Origin of the sequence: Blautia sp. AM28-27, assembly GCF_003480905.1 — a bacterium.
GTDB lineage: Bacteria > Bacillota > Clostridia > Lachnospirales > Lachnospiraceae > Fusicatenibacter > Fusicatenibacter saccharivorans.
The window spans coordinates 63770-79874 of the sequence record NZ_QUJK01000001.1; the positions used below are offsets into that span (position 1 = coordinate 63770).

The window sequence follows — 16105 nt, forward strand, 5'->3', positions numbered from 1 at the left end:
GGAAAATAAAAATACTTTCGTGGTTTCTTTTGAAAAGATTCCGCGAAAGTATTTTTTGATTTACAGGAAACTTCGTTGAATTTTCCTGTAAATTAAAAAAGCCCTCCGGGCAGGATCGCACTGCGGCGGAGTGGAATTATGTCGCCAAAGTGACCCGCCGCAGGCGGAGAATCCTGCCGTAGCAGGATTCTTTCTTTTCTACGAGAACAGTGAGGCGGGATCCGCGCCTGCATTTTCCGCGTTTTTTCGTTTCTTACGGATCCGGAACTGTTTGAAAATGCCACAGATGGCAGCGTAAAGCTCCGGTTTTAGTTCTTCAAGCGGAACCGGCTGCTGGTACAGGATAGCGTTGTAGCTTGTACCGCTTACAAGCTCCAGAATCATATAGAACATCAGCTCCGGTGAACGATACGTATATGCTGCATGAGAGAGCAGAGATTCATAGATAGTGTAGATGGCCGGCGTGTCGGCAAACGGAGCAAAGGTAAGAGAATTTTTGAAGAATCCCCAGCTCAGATGCTTGGAAATAAGCGTCACGAGGCTGTGGTTGGCGGCAAACTGGTCGAGGATATTGTCGGTGATAAAAAGCACCTGCTCTTCAAAATCATGGATATCCGGGTGGCGCAGCAGATCTGAGTAGGCGGCCTGAAATACCTGACTCGCCTTATGTGCAATCAGATGATTCCGAATATCGTACTTATCTTTGAAATAAAGATAGAAGGTACCTTTTGCAACGCCGGCGTTATTCACGATATCCGAAATGGATGTTTTACTAAAGCCGTTGTTGATAAAAAGTGAGAAAGCAGAGTCCAGAAGGGACTCACGTTTCATTTGTTTGTTGTTGTCAATTTTTCCCACAGAGAGTCTCCTTTCCTGAAAAATATCACATCATGTGTCATTTACTTAACTACAATTATAGTTAGAATACATGGAAACTGTCAAAGGGAAAATGACTAATTTTCTCATTTTTGTGACTATGCACGAAGAAAAAAATGACCGATCGTCAATTTTGTGCAGTATTTAATGTTGACTAAGAGTCATTTTTGCGTTATAACATTAGATGATTGAAAGGCATAGGAAAAACATCCTCGATCTGAGGGAAACAGTATCCCGCAGTATCTTACTCCGAGCGGGTTTTACTTCTCTTATGATCCTGGATTTCATCATAAAAAACCATTATAAAAACCACAGAAAGGAAGTTTATCACAATGAATAGAAACAGAAAACTGAGAAAACAGATGATGTCTGGTCTTGCTGTTGGTATGGCTGCTGTTATGGGAGCTGCTCCGGTTTATGCAGCGACAGGAGAGGACGCAGCGGTTTCCAAAGAAGAAACCGTATATGTAAATGCAAATGCAGACGGATCGGAAGATCAGATCACCGTATCCAACTGGCTGAAGAACGCAGGAACGGAAAAGAACCTGAAAGATGAGAGTGAACTGAAGGACATCAAAAACGTAAAGGGCGACGAGAAGTTCACCCAGAGCGGAAACAAGCTGACCTGGCAGACAGACGGCGAGGATATCTATTATCAGGGAACAACCACAAAAGAGCCTCCGGTTTCCGTGAAGTTCACCTATTATCTGGACGGCAAGGAAATCAAACCGGATGACCTGGCCGGAAAGAGCGGAAAACTGAAAATCAAAGTTGACTATACAAACAACACAAAGACAACGGTTGACATCAATGGCAAGAAAGAGACGATGTACACCCCATTCGTCCTGATGACCGGAATGATTCTTCCGCAGGATACTTTCTCCAATGTCAAGATCGACAATGGTAAAGTCATTTCCGATGGAAGCAGAAACATCGTAATCGGATTTGGTATGCCTGGCCTGCAGGAAAGCCTGGGATTAAATTCCGATTCCCTTGAAGATCTGGTATCCGGTGACAGCGATTTCGAACTGCCGGAAAGCCTGGAGATCACTGCAGATGTGGAGAACTTCTCTCTGGATTCTACCTTCACCGTTGCACTTGACGATGTTCTCGACACCATCAATACCGACAACATCACCGGATACGATGACCTGAAGGATGCACTGAGTGATCTTGAGGATGCTGCAATGGAACTGGTTGACGGTTCCAAGGCACTCTCCGATGGTGTGGATACTTTAAAAGACAGCTACAAAGAGCTGGATGACGGTATCGGAACGTTAAAAGACGGCGCTGACGAGCTGAACAGCGGAGCCGGCACACTGGCAAGCGGAGCCGGCACACTGGCAAGCGGAGCATCGACTCTGGCAAACGGAACTTCTACTCTGAACAGCGGAGCTTCTACCTTAAACAGCGGAGCAGCTACCCTGTCCAACGGAGCATCCACCTTAAGCAGCGGAGCTTCTTCCCTGGCAAGCGGCGTAAACTCCTACACCGAGGGCGCTGATACCCTGAATAAAGCAATCCAGACGTATCTTGGAAAGAACGGTGTGCTGACTGGAAGCGTAACCGAGTATGTAAACGGTGTGAATAAAGTCGTTGCAGGCGTAAAACAGTACACCGACGGAACAACACAGCTGTCCGACGGCGTTGCTTCTTATGTAGCAGGCGAGAAACAGCTTGCAGCAGGCGCTGAGCAGCTTCAGCCTCTGGCAGACGGCCTGACCGAGGTAAACAGTGCAATCGCAACACTGAACGCAGCACTCGACGGAAAAGATGAGAATGATATTTTTGCAGGAGCAAAACAACTCTCCGAAGGACTGACCAGTTTGAACGAGCAGCTGCAGAGCACCGATGTACAGAGCCTTCTGACGATGGTAGACGGTATGACCAGCACCGGTTCTACCCTGATCTCCGAGACCGAGGCACTCTCCGAGGTTCTGAACACCACAATCGCAGGATCTGTCAACAGCATGATGACAAACGGCAGCGAGCTGATGAGCCAGATGGATACGCTGTCCAAAGGACTTGAGAGCTACTTAAGCGGTCTGGAGGCACAGATCACGAATCAGGCAACGCAGATGGGAACCCAGATGGCAGCACAGGTTCAGGCATGGGCAGACGGAGCAGCAGCACAGCTGAACCAGGAAGCAACAGCAGCAGCACAGAGCGCAGCTGATACAGCAGCAAGCCAGGCATCCGCCGATGCAGCAAAACAGGCAAATGATCAGCTCTCTGCAGCAGCAGCTACACTGGATGCACAGATTTCCGCAGCTAAGAGCGCTGGAAATACAGAGCTTGCCGATTCCTTAAGTAAAGCAAGAAACCAGATCGGAAGTGTCAGCGTTTCCGCTTCCGCCGGAACCGTTTCGGTTACTCCGGTTACAGCTCCGCAGATTACCCTTCCGGAACTGAACTTCGAAATCGAGCGCCCGGATCTCTCCGGTCTTGCAGCAATGCAGCAGAAGATGAGCGACATCAAGAGCCAGTACAGTGATCTGCAGAAGACGGTTGCAGCTCTGATGCCGCAGCTTGAGACCATGAAGAAACAGATGCAGACCATCACCGATAATAAAGCAGTTGTTGAGCAGAATCTTGGTGCAATGCAGAAACTGACCGCAGGTGTGGCACAGCTTGATGCAGGCGGAAGCGCTCTGTACAAGGGCATCGGTACTCTGTCCGCAGGTGTGAGCCAGCTGTACAGCAGCACAAATGAGAGTTTTGCAAAAGCAACAGCAGGCATCAATGCACTGAACGCAGGATTCACTCAGCTGAGTGCTTACAATGATACGCTGCTTTCCGGCGCAAGCCAGCTGAAAGCAAATGCACCGGCTCTGGTTGAGGGTGTTACGACTCTGCAGGGCGGCACGACACAGCTGACCGCAGGTCTTGGACAGCTGGGAAGCCAGTTAAGCGATGGATCTGCAAAACTTTCTGCAAACAGCGGAAGCTTAAGAAGCGGTGCTTCTCAGGTAGCAGGCGGAGCATCCCAGCTGGCAAGCGGAGCATCTACGCTGGCGAGCGGAGCTTCTACACTGGCAAATGGAACTTCTTCTCTGGCAAGCGGAGCTTCTGATCTGAAATCGGGAAGCAGCAAGGTTGTTGATGGTATTGACGAGCTGTCCGATGGGGCGAAAGAACTGGCTGACGGTACGAAGAAGTTTGAAGAAGAGGGTACCAGCAAGCTGAAGAGTACCTTTGAGGATGATCTGGGAGATGTACTGGATCGGATTCAGGCGCTGAATTCGGATAAATGCGCTTATACTTCTTACAGTGGTAAGGCAAATGGAATGGATGGAAGCGTGAAATTTATTATCGAGACTGCAGCAATTGAAGCTGCGGAAGAGTAATGTGATTCCACGGTAGATTGTGAGGCCGCCTGCGGTCGGGATGTTTTCCCCGACCGCAGGCGGCATTTACGTTAGGTGGGTGCAAAAAGACAAAAAATAAGAACAGCCCGCGGATATGCGGGCTGCTCTTTCATAATGAGGGGGGAGATAGTTTTGAGTGGTTCATCAACTATCTAAGTTATAGTATAGTGAAGAAATGTGAGCAAAGTATGTCTATTTTCTAAAAGAAACAGTAAATTTCTAAAGAATAAGTGAATCCATCCATTGAGTAAATCACTTCCGTCCGCCAAAACGTAGATGGGTCCCCAGGGCGCAGCGGAGCGTCCGCCCCCCGCGGTGCCTGGGGGTCGTATCCTCCCGTCCTATTCAAAAGAAAGTTTCCGGTTCCCATAACTCTTCCGGTACTGTCCCGGCGTCATCCCGGTGAGCTTTCGGAAAGCCGTGGAAAAATTATGCGCATCCTGAAATCCAACGTTATAGGCAATCTGAGAGACAGTGTGATTCGTGTCCGTCAGCTCAGCCATTGCGCTGTCCGTTTTGGATTTCAGGATGAACTGCTTCAGTGTCATTCCGGTGCCCTCGTGGAAGAGGGAGGAGAGGTATTTGTCGTTGTAGCCGAAATAACGGGCGAGTTCGGTGACTTTGAGGGACTCGCTGCTGTGGTACTGGATGTAGCTGATAATGTCCTGCAGGATCTGCGTCCGCTGCGTTTCGGAAGTGTAGGTGCGGTAGAAGGGGCTCTGACAGTTGATTTCGCCGAGAACAGCGGCAGTCAGGCTGTTGTTGAGGAACGTGTTGTGGAAACGCAGGGAAGTGTCCTGGAGCTGCTTCATGAGGATGATGACGCGGTTCGGGGAGGAAAGCGTTCTCTGGAGCGGGATGCATAACGTTTCGGGGTAGTTGGATGGAAGCTGGGCGGGAGCGAGGTCCTCAAGGCGGTAGGAGGATGGCGGTGCAGCATGAAACTCATCCAGAACCGATCCGGCGGTCGGGTCAGAAGGAGCGACGATCGGTGCGGAGGGGATACCCGGGATAAAATGGAGCCAGTAGAAAGAGCAGCTTCCCTTTTTCGAGCCATGCTGATGGACGGTCGGCGGCAAAAGAAGATATTCGCCGGGGTGAACCTCGTAAGAGCGGCGTTCGTCCGCGATAAAAAGCGTTCCTTCCGTCACAACCATCAGTTCAAAATTGACGAGATTCCGTGTCAGGTGCATCCACTCCGGGGACGGGGACTGGAATTTGCCGCAGAGGTCGTAGGTAAAACAGGCGGCATCTGGAAATAAAACAGAGATCATATGACTATTTCAAACCTTTTCAAACATTCTTGTATTTTAAACGGAGATCCGTTTTGCTAAAATAAAACTATAGAAAAACAGGAAAACAGCCGTCAAAAGAAGTGTAACGCTTCCCATCCCTGAAAGCAAGGAAAATATCTTTTTCAAACCAGGAGGCGGCGGAAGACAACGAAAAAGGAGACCGAAAAAATGGATCAGAAAAACTTCAGCAAACCATTATCCCTGGCAAAAGTCCAGGTTACTGATGCATTCTGGAAAAAAGAGATGGAGCTTGTCCGCACCGAAGTAATTCCGTATCAGTGGAATGCCTTAAATGACAATGTTCCGGGAGCAGCACCGAGCTTCTGTATGCGGAACTACCGCCGCGCCGGTGAAGTTGAAAAAGAGCGGAAAGCAAAAGGAGACAAATTTGTTCAGATCAAATACCCGCTGGATACTTTTGAGACACTGCCGAAGGATGGCAAAATGGACGGAAGATTTTATGGCTTCCTGTTCCAGGATACCGATTTTACCAAATGGGTGGAGGCAGTTGCGTACTCCCTGACACAGCATCCCGATCCGGAGCTGGAAAAAACGGCAGATGAAGCAATTGAAGCTGTCTGCGCAGCACAGAGAGAAGACGGATACCTCGATACCTACTATCTGATCAACGATCAGGATATGATTTTTACAAACCTTAAGGACAACCATGAGCTGTACTGCTTCGGTCATCTGACGGAAGGCGCCGTAGCCTATTATCAGGCGACCGGAAAAGACCGTCTCTTAAAAGCAGCAGAGCGTTTCGCGGACTTTATTGCCAGCAAACTCGGTCACGGCGAGGGTAAAAAAGCAGGTTATCCTGGTCACGAAATTGCAGAGATGGCTCTGATGCGTCTCTATGATCTGACCGGCGAGCAGAAGTATCTCGATCTTGCAAAATACTTCATCGATGAACGCGGAACAAAACCATACTATTACGATATCGAGCGCGGTCTGACCTGCCCGGAGGGCGAGGAACGATATAGCTACAATCAGGCAAACCGCCCGGTGCGTCAGCAGGATGAGGTGCAGGGGCACTCCGTACGCGCCGTATATCTCTATTCCGGCATGGCGGATGTGGCAAGGGCAACGCAGGATGAGAGCCTGCTGAAAGCCTGTGAAACTCTCTGGAACAACATGGTGCATCAGAAAATGTACGTCACCGGCGGAATCGGTGCCACTCATATAGGAGAGGCATTCTCTTTCAACTATGACCTGCCAAACGATACCGCTTACGCAGAGACCTGTGCATCCATCGGTCTTGTGTTCTTTGCTCGCCGCATGTTGGAGATTCAGGCAAAAGCAGAGTACGCGGATGTGATGGAATTAGCCCTCTACAATGGCGTTCTCTCCGGAATGGCGCTCGACGGAAAGAGCTTCTTCTATGTCAATCCGCTGGAGGTACTGCCGGAGGCATGTCACAAGGATGAGCGGAAATTCCATGTAAAACCGATCCGTCAGAAATGGTTCGGCTGTGCCTGCTGCCCTCCGAACCTGGCAAGAACGGTAAGCTCAGTTGCATCTTATGCATACACGGAAAACGACACAACCCTGTTTGTCCACTTGTACATGGGTGGAACAGTGGAAGGAGAAAAAGTAAAAGCATCCATCACTTCCGAATTCCCGTGGGACGGCCATGTTTCCGTGACCTGCGAGAGCGATACCAAAGAGCCGTACACCTTTGCATTCCGCATCCCGGGATGGTGTGCTTCTTATGAAAAAGAGATTCCAAAAGGCGCAGAAGTGAAAGAAAAAGACGGGTATCTGTATGTGACAAAAGTATGGGCGGAGGGTGAGACGATCCGCCTGAACTTTCCGATGGAAATCCAGTTTTTGGCATCCAATCCGCTTGTACGCGAGGACGCCGGCCGTGTTGCCGTAAAACGAGGACCGGTTGTTTACTGTATGGAAGAAGCAGACAACGGAAAGAATCTGCATTTGACAAAACTCTGTGTGAATGGTGAAAAAACCGCAGAAGCAGCCGATGAGCTGGGCGAGCACTTTGTGCGCGTAACGGCCGAGGGACGTCGCATGAAGCTGGGCGATGCGGAAAAACAGCCGTTGTATCATCTGTATCAGAAAGAGGAAGAGGAAAAGACGAAACTGAAGCTGATTCCATATTATATGTGGAACAACCGAGGTGAGGGCGAAATGCAGGTATGGATCCGCGCATGTGAATGATTTTATTAAAGAAGAAATAAAAAACTCCGGAAAAGGGATGGCTCCTGATGCAGCCTCCCCTTTTTTTCCGGAGTTCTTGTTATGCCAAAATATGAGAATCCTGCAAAAAAGAAAGTGAATTTTTTGTAGGATTATTTGTGCTATTGGTACAGATTATTTTCTGCTTCTCATAGAAAGACTGCCGAAAGCAGAAGAAACGGCGGGCAGAATCACGAGGACGACCGCAAGAACAATCATTCGATCCACAAAGTCTGTCATGGCCTGTACAACGCAGACAGAGAGAGTCAGATTCATACCGAGGCTGTGAAGCAGCTGCACCAGCACAGTGGAGCCGGAGGAAGTAATTCCACCGAAAACAACCGCGGTGATTGTGGAACTTACCACAGTACCCGGAAGTGAGATCACAAGCGCTGCCGGAAACAGCTTCCAGCCCATGGAGCGGAGGGAAAGACTCTCGCTGCGGGATCCTGCCGTATGGGACGGGCGGAGTCTGCGGAATACAAGGCCGGCAACGAGACCGATGACAAGCTGCACCGGAATATAGTAAAACGCATAGACATCACTCGTCATGCCGGAAATGAGTCCGGAGATCAGTCCCGGAACGAGGCCTGCAGCAGGTCCGAACAGAGCGGCTGCCAGAACTGTTCCGATGGAGTCCAGATAAACCGGAAGACGCAGCAGCAGAGCAATGGTACCGCCGAGAATATTGATGACACCGCAGAGCGCGAGTGTCGTGAGTTTTAACGTACGGTTAGTATTCATCATGCCTCGCCTCCCTTCTGAAACATCGTCTCATGTGGGAAGACCGGCGGTGCGGTGAGAATCTGGTCGAGAACCGGTGCGGATTCCTCCTGCGGCACGCCGAGAACGCGCTCAAAGAACATCAGGAAGAAACGGCGCACATCGACCTGCGTCAGAATGTGGCTGTTCGGTGCTTTCTGATAAAAATTCATGGCATCCACAACCGTCTGTCCGATGCAGAGGCCTCCGGTTTCTACCTGCGTATACGCATCAAAACCGCTGCAGAGCGACGGATCCACAAGATAAGCGGCCGCGAGCGGATCGTTGATCACGCATCCGATGACCTTTTCCTGTTTCCAGTGGAAATCAAAGTAGAAGCGCGTCAGCTCCTCAATGCGGGTTCCGACTCCTGGATTTACGCATTTCATATATTCCACAAGATTCGGCGTCAGGACAATTTTTCGTGTGACATCCAGCCCGATCATATGAAGCTTTTTGCCTGCAAGCTGCGGCAGCTCGGAAAACGCGCGGAATACTTCGGCTGCGGCATCCGGGTCGCACCAGTAATTGTACTCGGCAACCGGGGAGCAGTTTCCATGGCTCTTATAGCTTCCGCCCATGGAGACAAGAGCCGTCAGGTTTGTCAGGCACTCCGGTGCGCGGGAGATGACTTTTGCAAGGTTCGTCATCGGTCCGAGGGCAAGAATGGTAACATCAGGGGTTGTTTTTAAGGTTTCGATCAGGAAAGAAACAGCGTCCTTGTTTGGCGTAAGGCCTTCGGCATCCGGCCAGCCCGATTCGCCGAGACCGTCCATGCCGTGGGTGTCCATCGCGTCCACGTAGTCGCGGACCAGAGGCGTCTCCTCGCCGACATAAACCGGGACATCTGGTTTTCCAATCATAGAAAGAATTTTGAGGGCATTTTTAGCGCCCATAGAAGCGGGTACATTTCCGCTGACTGTGGTGATGCCGACAAGATCCAGCTCTTTCGAAGCCGCGGCAAGCATCAGGGCGAGAGAATCGTCGATGCCCGGATCACAGTCGATGATCAGTTTTCTTGCATTCATTTTCCAATCTCCTTTGATGAAAATTTTGAGATACTTGGTTTTTTATACTGGGAAGTTCACGAACCAGTCCGGACACCCGCAAAAAGACGGGAAAATCCGATTGCATAAATGCACGGGAAAGAGTATAGCACAGATAAAAAAAAAAATCTAGTAAAACAAACCTTGCCTGTTTTGAAAAAATCGGTTATGGTATAGAAAAGCATACAGCAAATGAGAACATGGGAGAAAAGAAAATGGCAGATGGATTTTTAGCACCAACTGGGAAATTCTATCCCAAAACAGAAAATTTTCATGCGCAGACCGCGCGGGCGATTTTAGGTTCGGACGGCCAGACGGACGAGCCGATCCAGGAGCTTTTGCGCCGCGGTTATATTTTATTTGTAGGATTCCACAAACCAGGCGAACCGGAAAATCTCCATGCCGATATGGATTACGTCCTCGGCGGACCGGGGTATCCGGCGACCGAAGGGCAGAAGGCCTGGATTGCAGAACATACGGAAGAACTGTCGAGAAAGCAGCAGTTTGACATCAACAACGACGAGACAAACTTTGAGAACTTTTACATCAGCAATGTCCGCATGTTTCCCTGGTGCAAAGGGTGTGCCGAAGAGAAAGCGCGTGACCTCTGGGGCAATGCACAGAGCGAGGAGAAGCCGAAGCGGTGTGATGCGTGTCCGGCCTTCAGGAACCGTCCGCTTTAACGAAAAACAGAAAATGTCAGAAAATAATCTGGTGAGATTATAATAGGAAGAAAAAATACTTTTGCACAGTAATGCATCAATGGGGGAAATCCGCAGAAGCCGCGTAAATACGCGATTTTTTGCGAATTTCCCCCTTGACTTTTGAAAGGACAGACGCTATAATAAACGAGCGTGCGTAAAAGACTGTTTTTTGTGCGCGCAAAAGCTGCAAAGCAATTATGTTGAACTAAAGCAGCCGTATGAAACCCCGTGGGACACACGGAGAAATCTATCAGGAGGTGAAATGGAATGCCAACATTCAACCAGTTAGTAAGAAAAGGCCGTGAGACTTCCGTAAAGAAATCTACCGCGCCGGCACTGCAGAAAAGCTACAATTCTCTGAGAAAGAAATCCACAGATATGTCTTCTCCTCAGAAGAGAGGTGTGTGCACAGCTGTTAAAACTGCTACACCGAAAAAACCTAACTCAGCTCTTCGTAAAATCGCCAGAGTTCGTCTTTCCAACGGAATCGAAGTAACAAGTTACATCCCAGGAGAAGGTCACAACCTTCAGGAGCACAGCGTTGTTCTGATCCGTGGAGGAAGAGTTAAGGACCTGCCAGGTACCAGATACCACATCATCCGTGGTACACTTGATACTGCAGGTGTTGCTAACAGAAAACAGGCCCGTTCTAAATACGGTGCTAAGAGACCGAAAAAGAAATAATTAAGTAAAACGAGTTCGAGATATATCTAGTATCACAAAAAAGCGAAATGTTGTGCGTTATTCCATAAATCCCCACGGCTGCGGATTTATAGAGAATTTACACGCGCGGACATACTGCAAATAAGTGTGAGTACCGATGATTTAATCGAATGATGGTTAAGGAGGGAAGTAACGTGCCACGTAAAGGACATACTCAGAAAAGAGATGTTTTAGCAGATCCGTTATACAATAACAAAGTGGTAACCAAGCTGATCAACAACATCATGCTGGATGGTAAGAGAGGTGTTGCCCAGAAAATCGTATACGGCGCATTTGCTAAAGTAGAAGAAAAAGCTGGAAAACCAGCAATCGAAGTATTTGAAGAAGCAATGAACAATATCATGCCGGTTCTTGAAGTAAAAGCAAGACGTATCGGTGGTGCTACTTATCAGGTACCGATCGAGGTAAGACCGGACAGACGTCAGGCTCTTGGCCTTCGTTGGCTGACCGCTTATTCTCGTAAGAGAGGCGAGCGTACCATGGAAGACAGACTGGCAAACGAGATTCTGGATGCATCTAACAACACAGGTGCTTCTGTGAAGAAGAAAGAAGAAGTTCATAAGATGGCAGAGGCTAACAAGGCATTTGCTCACTACAGATTCTAAGAGGAGGAAAATCCGTTGGCTGGAAGAGAATATCCATTAGAGAGAACCAGAAACATTGGTATTATGGCTCACATCGATGCAGGTAAAACAACCCTGACCGAGCGTATCCTGTACTATACCGGTGTTAACTACAAGATTGGTGATACTCACGAAGGAACTGCTACCATGGACTGGATGGAACAGGAGCAGGAGCGTGGTATCACAATTACTTCAGCTGCTACAACCTGCCACTGGACTCTGGAAGAGAACTGCAAGCCGAAACCGGGCGCTCTTGAGCACCGTATCAACATCATTGATACCCCAGGCCACGTTGACTTTACCGTAGAGGTAGAGCGTTCTCTTCGTGTACTGGACGGCGCTGTCGGCGTGTTCTGTGCAAAAGGTGGTGTAGAGCCTCAGTCTGAGAACGTATGGCGTCAGGCTGATACCTACAACGTACCGCGTATGGCATTCATCAACAAGATGGACATCCTTGGTGCTGACTTCTACAACGCTGTAGATCAGATCAAGACCAGACTTGGTAAAAATGCTATCTGCCTTCAGCTTCCAATTGGTAAGGAAGATGAGTTCAAGGGAATTATCGATCTGTTCGAGATGAAAGCTTACATCTACAACGACGATAAGGGCGATGATATCTCCATCGTTGATATCCCGGAAGATATGAAAGACGACGCTGAGCTGTATCACACCGAGCTGGTAGAGAAAATCTGCGAGCTGGATGATGAGCTGATGATGCGTTATCTGGATGATGATATCCCGTCTGTAGACGAGATGAAAGCAGTTCTGCGTAAAGCTACCTGCGAGTGTACAGCTGTACCGGTATGCTGCGGTTCTGCATACAGAAACAAAGGTGTTCAGAAACTCCTGGACGCTATTCTTGAGTACATGCCGGCTCCGACCGATATCCCGCCAATCGAGGGTACCGATCTGGACGGAAACCCGATCGTAAGACATTCTTCCGATGACGAGCCGTTCTCCGCACTGGCATTCAAGATTATGACAGACCCATTCGTTGGTAAGCTGGCATACTTCCGTGTGTATTCAGGAACCATGAACTCCGGTTCTTACGTACTGAATGCAACAAAAGATAAAAAAGAGCGTGTTGGACGTATCCTTCAGATGCATGCAAACAAACGTATGGAGCTGGATAAAGTTTACTCCGGTGACATTGCAGCTGCAATCGGATTCAAGTTCACCACAACAGGTGATACCATCTGCGACGAGCAGCATCCGGTAATCCTTGAGTCTATGGAGTTCCCGGAGCCGGTTATCGAGCTGGCTATCGAGCCTAAGACAAAAGCAGGCCAGGGCAAACTGGGCGAGTCCCTTGCAAAACTGGCTGAGGAGGATCCGACCTTCCGTGCACACACCAATCAGGAAACTGGTCAGACCATCATCGCTGGTATGGGTGAGCTGCATCTGGAAATCATCGTTGACCGTCTGCTTCGTGAATTCAAAGTAGAGGCTAACGTAGGTGCTCCGCAGGTTGCATACAAAGAGACCATTACCAAACCGGCAGACATCGACAGCAAATATGCAAAACAGTCTGGTGGACGTGGACAGTATGGTCACTGTAAAGTTAAATTCGAGCCTATGGATGCAAACGGCGAAGAGATTTACAAATTCGAGTCTACCGTTGTCGGTGGAGCTATTCCGAAAGAGTATATCCCGGCTGTAGGCGAAGGTATCGAAGAGGCTATGAAAGCCGGTATCCTGGGAGGCTTCCCGGTAGTCGGTGTTCATGCAAATGTATACGACGGATCTTATCATGAGGTCGATTCTTCTGAGATGGCATTCCACATTGCTGGTTCTCTGGCATTCAAGGAAGCTATGCAGAAGGGTGCTCCGGTTCTTCTTGAGCCTATCATGAAAGTCGAAGTTTCCACTCCGGAAGATTACATGGGTGATGTTATCGGTGATATCAACTCCCGTCGTGGTCGTATCGAGGGTATGGATGACATCGGCGGCGGAAAGATGATCCGTGGATTCGTACCGCTGGCTGAAATGTTCGGTTACGCAACAGACCTTCGTTCTAAAACTCAGGGACGTGGTAACTACTCCATGTTCTTTGATAAATACGAGCAGGTTCCGAAAAACGTACAGGAAAAAGTTCTGTCTGCAAAAGCAAAATAATTTGAGAAAACGTACTGGTTGTGCAGTCCTTACCGGCTGCACAGCCTGAATGTATATCTTTTTCAAAGATTTCCCTTGCAAATAGGACAGAAATGCAATATAATCAGACTTAGCAGATTTACGATTCAGGTGGGTTCCTGCCACCAATTTAGTCTCAAAAAAGCCCACTGGGCGCAATTTTAAGGAGGACATTTTAAAATGGCTAAAGCTAAATTTGAAAGAACAAAACCGCATTGTAACATTGGTACCATCGGCCACGTTGACCATGGTAAAACAACTCTGACCGCAGCTATCACAAAAGTACTTTCTACCAGAGTAGAAGGAAACACTGCTGAGAACTTCGAAGATATCGATAAAGCTCCGGAAGAGAGAGAGCGTGGTATCACAATCTCTACTGCACACGTTGAGTATCAGACAGAGAAAAGACACTATGCACACGTTGACTGCCCAGGCCATGCTGACTATGTAAAGAACATGATCACTGGTGCTGCACAGATGGACGGAGCTATCCTTGTAGTAGCTGCTACAGACGGTGTTATGGCTCAGACAAAAGAGCACATCCTTCTGTCCCGTCAGGTAGGTGTACCTTACATCGTTGTATTCATGAACAAATGCGATATGGTAGACGACGAAGAGCTGCTTGAGCTGGTAGACATGGAGATCCGTGAGCTGCTGAACGAGTATGACTTCCCGGGAGATGACACTCCGATCATCCAGGGTTCTGCTCTGAAAGCTCTGGAAGATCCGGCTGGCCCATGGGGAGATAAAATCATGGAGCTTATGGATGCAGTAGATAGCTGGATCCCGGATCCGCAGCGTGACACTGATAAAGATTTCATCATGCCTGTAGAGGACGTATTCACCATCACTGGTCGTGGTACTGTTGCTACTGGCCGTGTTGAGGCTGGTGTTCTTCATCTGAATGAGGAAGTTGAAATCGCAGGTCTGAAAGAAGAGACCAAGAAAACTGTTGTAACTGGTATCGAGATGTTCCGTAAACTCCTCGATGAGGCTCAGGCTGGTGATAACATCGGTGCTCTGCTTCGTGGTGTTCAGAGAACAGAGATCGAAAGAGGACAGGTTCTGGCTAAACCAGGTACCGTTCACTGCCATACCAAATTTACCGCTCAGGTATACGTTCTGACAAAAGACGAGGGTGGCCGTCATACTCCATTCTTCAACAACTATCGTCCGCAGTTCTACTTCCGTACAACTGACGTAACAGGTGTTATCACTCTTCCGGAAGGAACTGAGATGTGCATGCCTGGCGATAACGTTGAGATGACCATCGAACTGATCCACCCGATCGCTATGGATCAGGGTCTTACCTTCGCTATCCGTGAGGGTGGCCGTACCGTTGGATCAGGCCGTGTTGCTACTCTGATCGACTAATTTCGGTTATCTATGAGCAGTGCAAATTCGGAGAGTAATGACCGGTGGGAGCTTGCTCACACAAGGGCATTAGTCGGAGAATTTATAGGGCGACAGCCCGACCGAGATGGAGCGAAGCGAAATCGAGGAAAGCACTGCGGGAAATAAAATATAATTGTATCGAAAGATACTTGTGCTCAAACGTAAGAGACCCCGGCGCCGTAAGGCGGCCGGGGTTTTTCTGTTTTTAACCAAAAGAAACTTATCATATATAGCAGGATATGATATAATTTTTATTAGTTGAAATAAAAGAGAATAAGAAAGGAAAAAAGGATGGACTACTTGGAGGCAATTGATGAAACCTCTTATTTATCAGTACCGAATGCAATGGAGAGAACTGCTGCAGTGCGTGGGAGTTGTGCCGGATAATATTTCTTCCATGGTACATGCGTTTGGAATTCGTTTGAAAAAACAGGAGATATGGCATCCAGCATATGAAGCCTTTTGCCGATGCGGGGAACCGTATGTGCTTACCATGGAAAATCTGAAGGGTATTACAGAAGTACAGCCTGTCGGAACGTGTGTATACATTGTGGAAAACGAAATGGTATTCAGCTATCTTATGGAACAGGTGCAGGGAAAGAATGTGTCGCTGCTGTGTACGTCGGGACAGCCGCGGTATGCAGCATTAAAACTGATTTCGTTGATCGTACAGAGTGGGATTCCCATTTACTACAGTGGAGATCTTGACCCGGATGGGATTGGAATTGCCGACAGACTCTGGCAGCGGTTCGGAAACAGAATCCAATTCTTTGGAATGTCACCAGAGGATTACCGGAACAGTCTTTCAAAAGAAGTATTTGGAGAGAATGGCAGAAAAAAGCTGGAACACATTTGGCACCCGTTATTAAGAGAAACGGCGGAACTGGTAAGGAAAACAGGAAAAGCGGGATATCAGGAAAATATTTTAAAAGAGCTTTCCGAGAAGCTTGTCGGATGTGATCAAAACCAGAATCTGTAAAATAC

General features: G+C 48.5%; 12 protein-coding genes and 1 riboswitch. Of the genes, 8 read left to right on the forward strand and 4 right to left on the reverse strand.

Annotated elements, in window-relative coordinates:
• Positions 1-198 precede the first annotated feature (198 nt).
• Positions 199-858, reverse strand: coding sequence for a TetR/AcrR family transcriptional regulator (locus tag DW743_RS00280; protein WP_117509909.1), 660 nt, complete (start codon positions 856-858; stop codon positions 199-201).
• A gap of 350 nt (positions 859-1208) precedes the next feature.
• On the opposite strand from DW743_RS00280, the gene DW743_RS00285 reads away from it, so the two are divergent.
• Entirely contained in the window at positions 1209-4223 is a 3015-nt protein-coding gene (locus tag DW743_RS00285; RefSeq protein ID WP_117761718.1) for a hypothetical protein, read from the forward strand.
• A 362-nt stretch (positions 4224-4585) separates the two neighbouring features.
• Here DW743_RS00285 and DW743_RS00290 read toward each other — a convergent pair whose 3' ends face one another.
• The gene (locus DW743_RS00290) at positions 4586-5518 is read right to left on the reverse strand and encodes an AraC family transcriptional regulator (protein ID WP_117761717.1); all 933 of its coding nucleotides are present in this window, start codon (positions 5516-5518) and stop codon (positions 4586-4588) included.
• A 189-nt stretch (positions 5519-5707) separates the two neighbouring features.
• Between DW743_RS00290 and DW743_RS00295 the strand changes: the two genes are divergently transcribed.
• A complete protein-coding gene (locus DW743_RS00295) occupies positions 5708-7717 on the forward strand; it encodes a glycoside hydrolase family 127 protein (protein WP_117761716.1) in 2010 nt (669 codons plus the stop codon).
• 153 nt (positions 7718-7870) lie between these two features.
• On the opposite strand, the gene DW743_RS00300 is transcribed toward DW743_RS00295, so the two are convergent.
• A complete protein-coding gene (locus DW743_RS00300) occupies positions 7871-8482 on the reverse strand; it encodes an ECF transporter S component (RefSeq protein ID WP_022463255.1) in 612 nt (203 codons plus the stop codon).
• Positions 8479-9525, reverse strand: coding sequence for a nucleoside hydrolase (locus DW743_RS00305; protein WP_117509905.1), 1047 nt, complete (start codon positions 9523-9525; stop codon positions 8479-8481). The genes DW743_RS00300 and DW743_RS00305 overlap by 4 nt, the downstream gene beginning before the upstream one ends.
• Before the next feature lie 28 nt (positions 9526-9553).
• A riboswitch (PreQ1 riboswitch) is annotated at positions 9554-9598 on the reverse strand.
• A gap of 160 nt (positions 9599-9758) precedes the next feature.
• Between DW743_RS00305 and DW743_RS00310 the strand changes: the two genes are divergently transcribed.
• The 6 genes from DW743_RS00310 to DW743_RS00335 all read left to right on the forward strand — a co-directional run bounded on the left by DW743_RS00310 (position 9759) and on the right by DW743_RS00335 (position 16100).
• Positions 9759-10226, forward strand: a complete 468-nt coding sequence (locus tag DW743_RS00310) for a hypothetical protein (protein ID WP_117761715.1) — start codon at positions 9759-9761, stop codon at positions 10224-10226.
• Positions 10227-10514: 288 nt separating this feature from the next.
• On the forward strand, positions 10515-10931 hold the full coding sequence (gene rpsL / locus DW743_RS00315; RefSeq protein ID WP_022463258.1) for a 30S ribosomal protein S12: 417 nt from the start codon (positions 10515-10517) through the stop codon (positions 10929-10931).
• Between the two features lie 173 nt (positions 10932-11104).
• A complete protein-coding gene (rpsG, locus tag DW743_RS00320) occupies positions 11105-11575 on the forward strand; it encodes a 30S ribosomal protein S7 (protein ID WP_022463259.1) in 471 nt (156 codons plus the stop codon).
• 15 nt (positions 11576-11590) lie between these two features.
• On the forward strand, positions 11591-13708 hold the full coding sequence (fusA, locus tag DW743_RS00325) for an elongation factor G (RefSeq protein ID WP_055219269.1): 2118 nt from the start codon (positions 11591-11593) through the stop codon (positions 13706-13708).
• 198 nt (positions 13709-13906) lie between these two features.
• Positions 13907-15100 carry an elongation factor Tu gene (gene tuf, locus DW743_RS00330; RefSeq protein WP_022463261.1) on the forward strand — a complete coding sequence of 398 codons (1194 nt, stop codon included), beginning with the start codon at positions 13907-13909 and terminating at the stop codon, positions 15098-15100.
• 334 nt (positions 15101-15434) lie between these two features.
• Complete coding sequence (locus DW743_RS00335; protein WP_055226843.1) at positions 15435-16100, forward strand: DUF2399 domain-containing protein; 666 nt, start codon at positions 15435-15437, stop codon at positions 16098-16100.
• The last annotated feature ends 5 nt before the right edge of the window (positions 16101-16105 follow it).

Excerpts from the sequence above, each read along its gene's own strand:
- DW743_RS00300 (WP_022463255.1), bottom strand. The coding sequence starts at position 8,482 with ATGATGAATACTAACCGTACGTTAAAACTCACGACACTCGCGCTCTGC.
- DW743_RS00290 (WP_117761717.1), bottom strand. The coding sequence starts at position 5,518 with ATGATCTCTGTTTTATTTCCAGATGCCGCCTGTTTTACCTACGACCTC.
- DW743_RS00305 (WP_117509905.1), bottom strand. The coding sequence starts at position 9,525 with ATGAATGCAAGAAAACTGATCATCGACTGTGATCCGGGCATCGACGAT.
- tuf (WP_022463261.1), top strand. The coding sequence starts at position 13,907 with ATGGCTAAAGCTAAATTTGAAAGAACAAAACCGCATTGTAACATTGGT.
- rpsL (WP_022463258.1), top strand. The coding sequence starts at position 10,515 with ATGCCAACATTCAACCAGTTAGTAAGAAAAGGCCGTGAGACTTCCGTA.
- DW743_RS00310 (WP_117761715.1), top strand. The coding sequence starts at position 9,759 with ATGGCAGATGGATTTTTAGCACCAACTGGGAAATTCTATCCCAAAACA.
- DW743_RS00295 (WP_117761716.1), top strand. The coding sequence starts at position 5,708 with ATGGATCAGAAAAACTTCAGCAAACCATTATCCCTGGCAAAAGTCCAG.
- DW743_RS00335 (WP_055226843.1), top strand. The coding sequence starts at position 15,435 with ATGAAACCTCTTATTTATCAGTACCGAATGCAATGGAGAGAACTGCTG.
- DW743_RS00285 (WP_117761718.1), top strand. The coding sequence starts at position 1,209 with ATGAATAGAAACAGAAAACTGAGAAAACAGATGATGTCTGGTCTTGCT.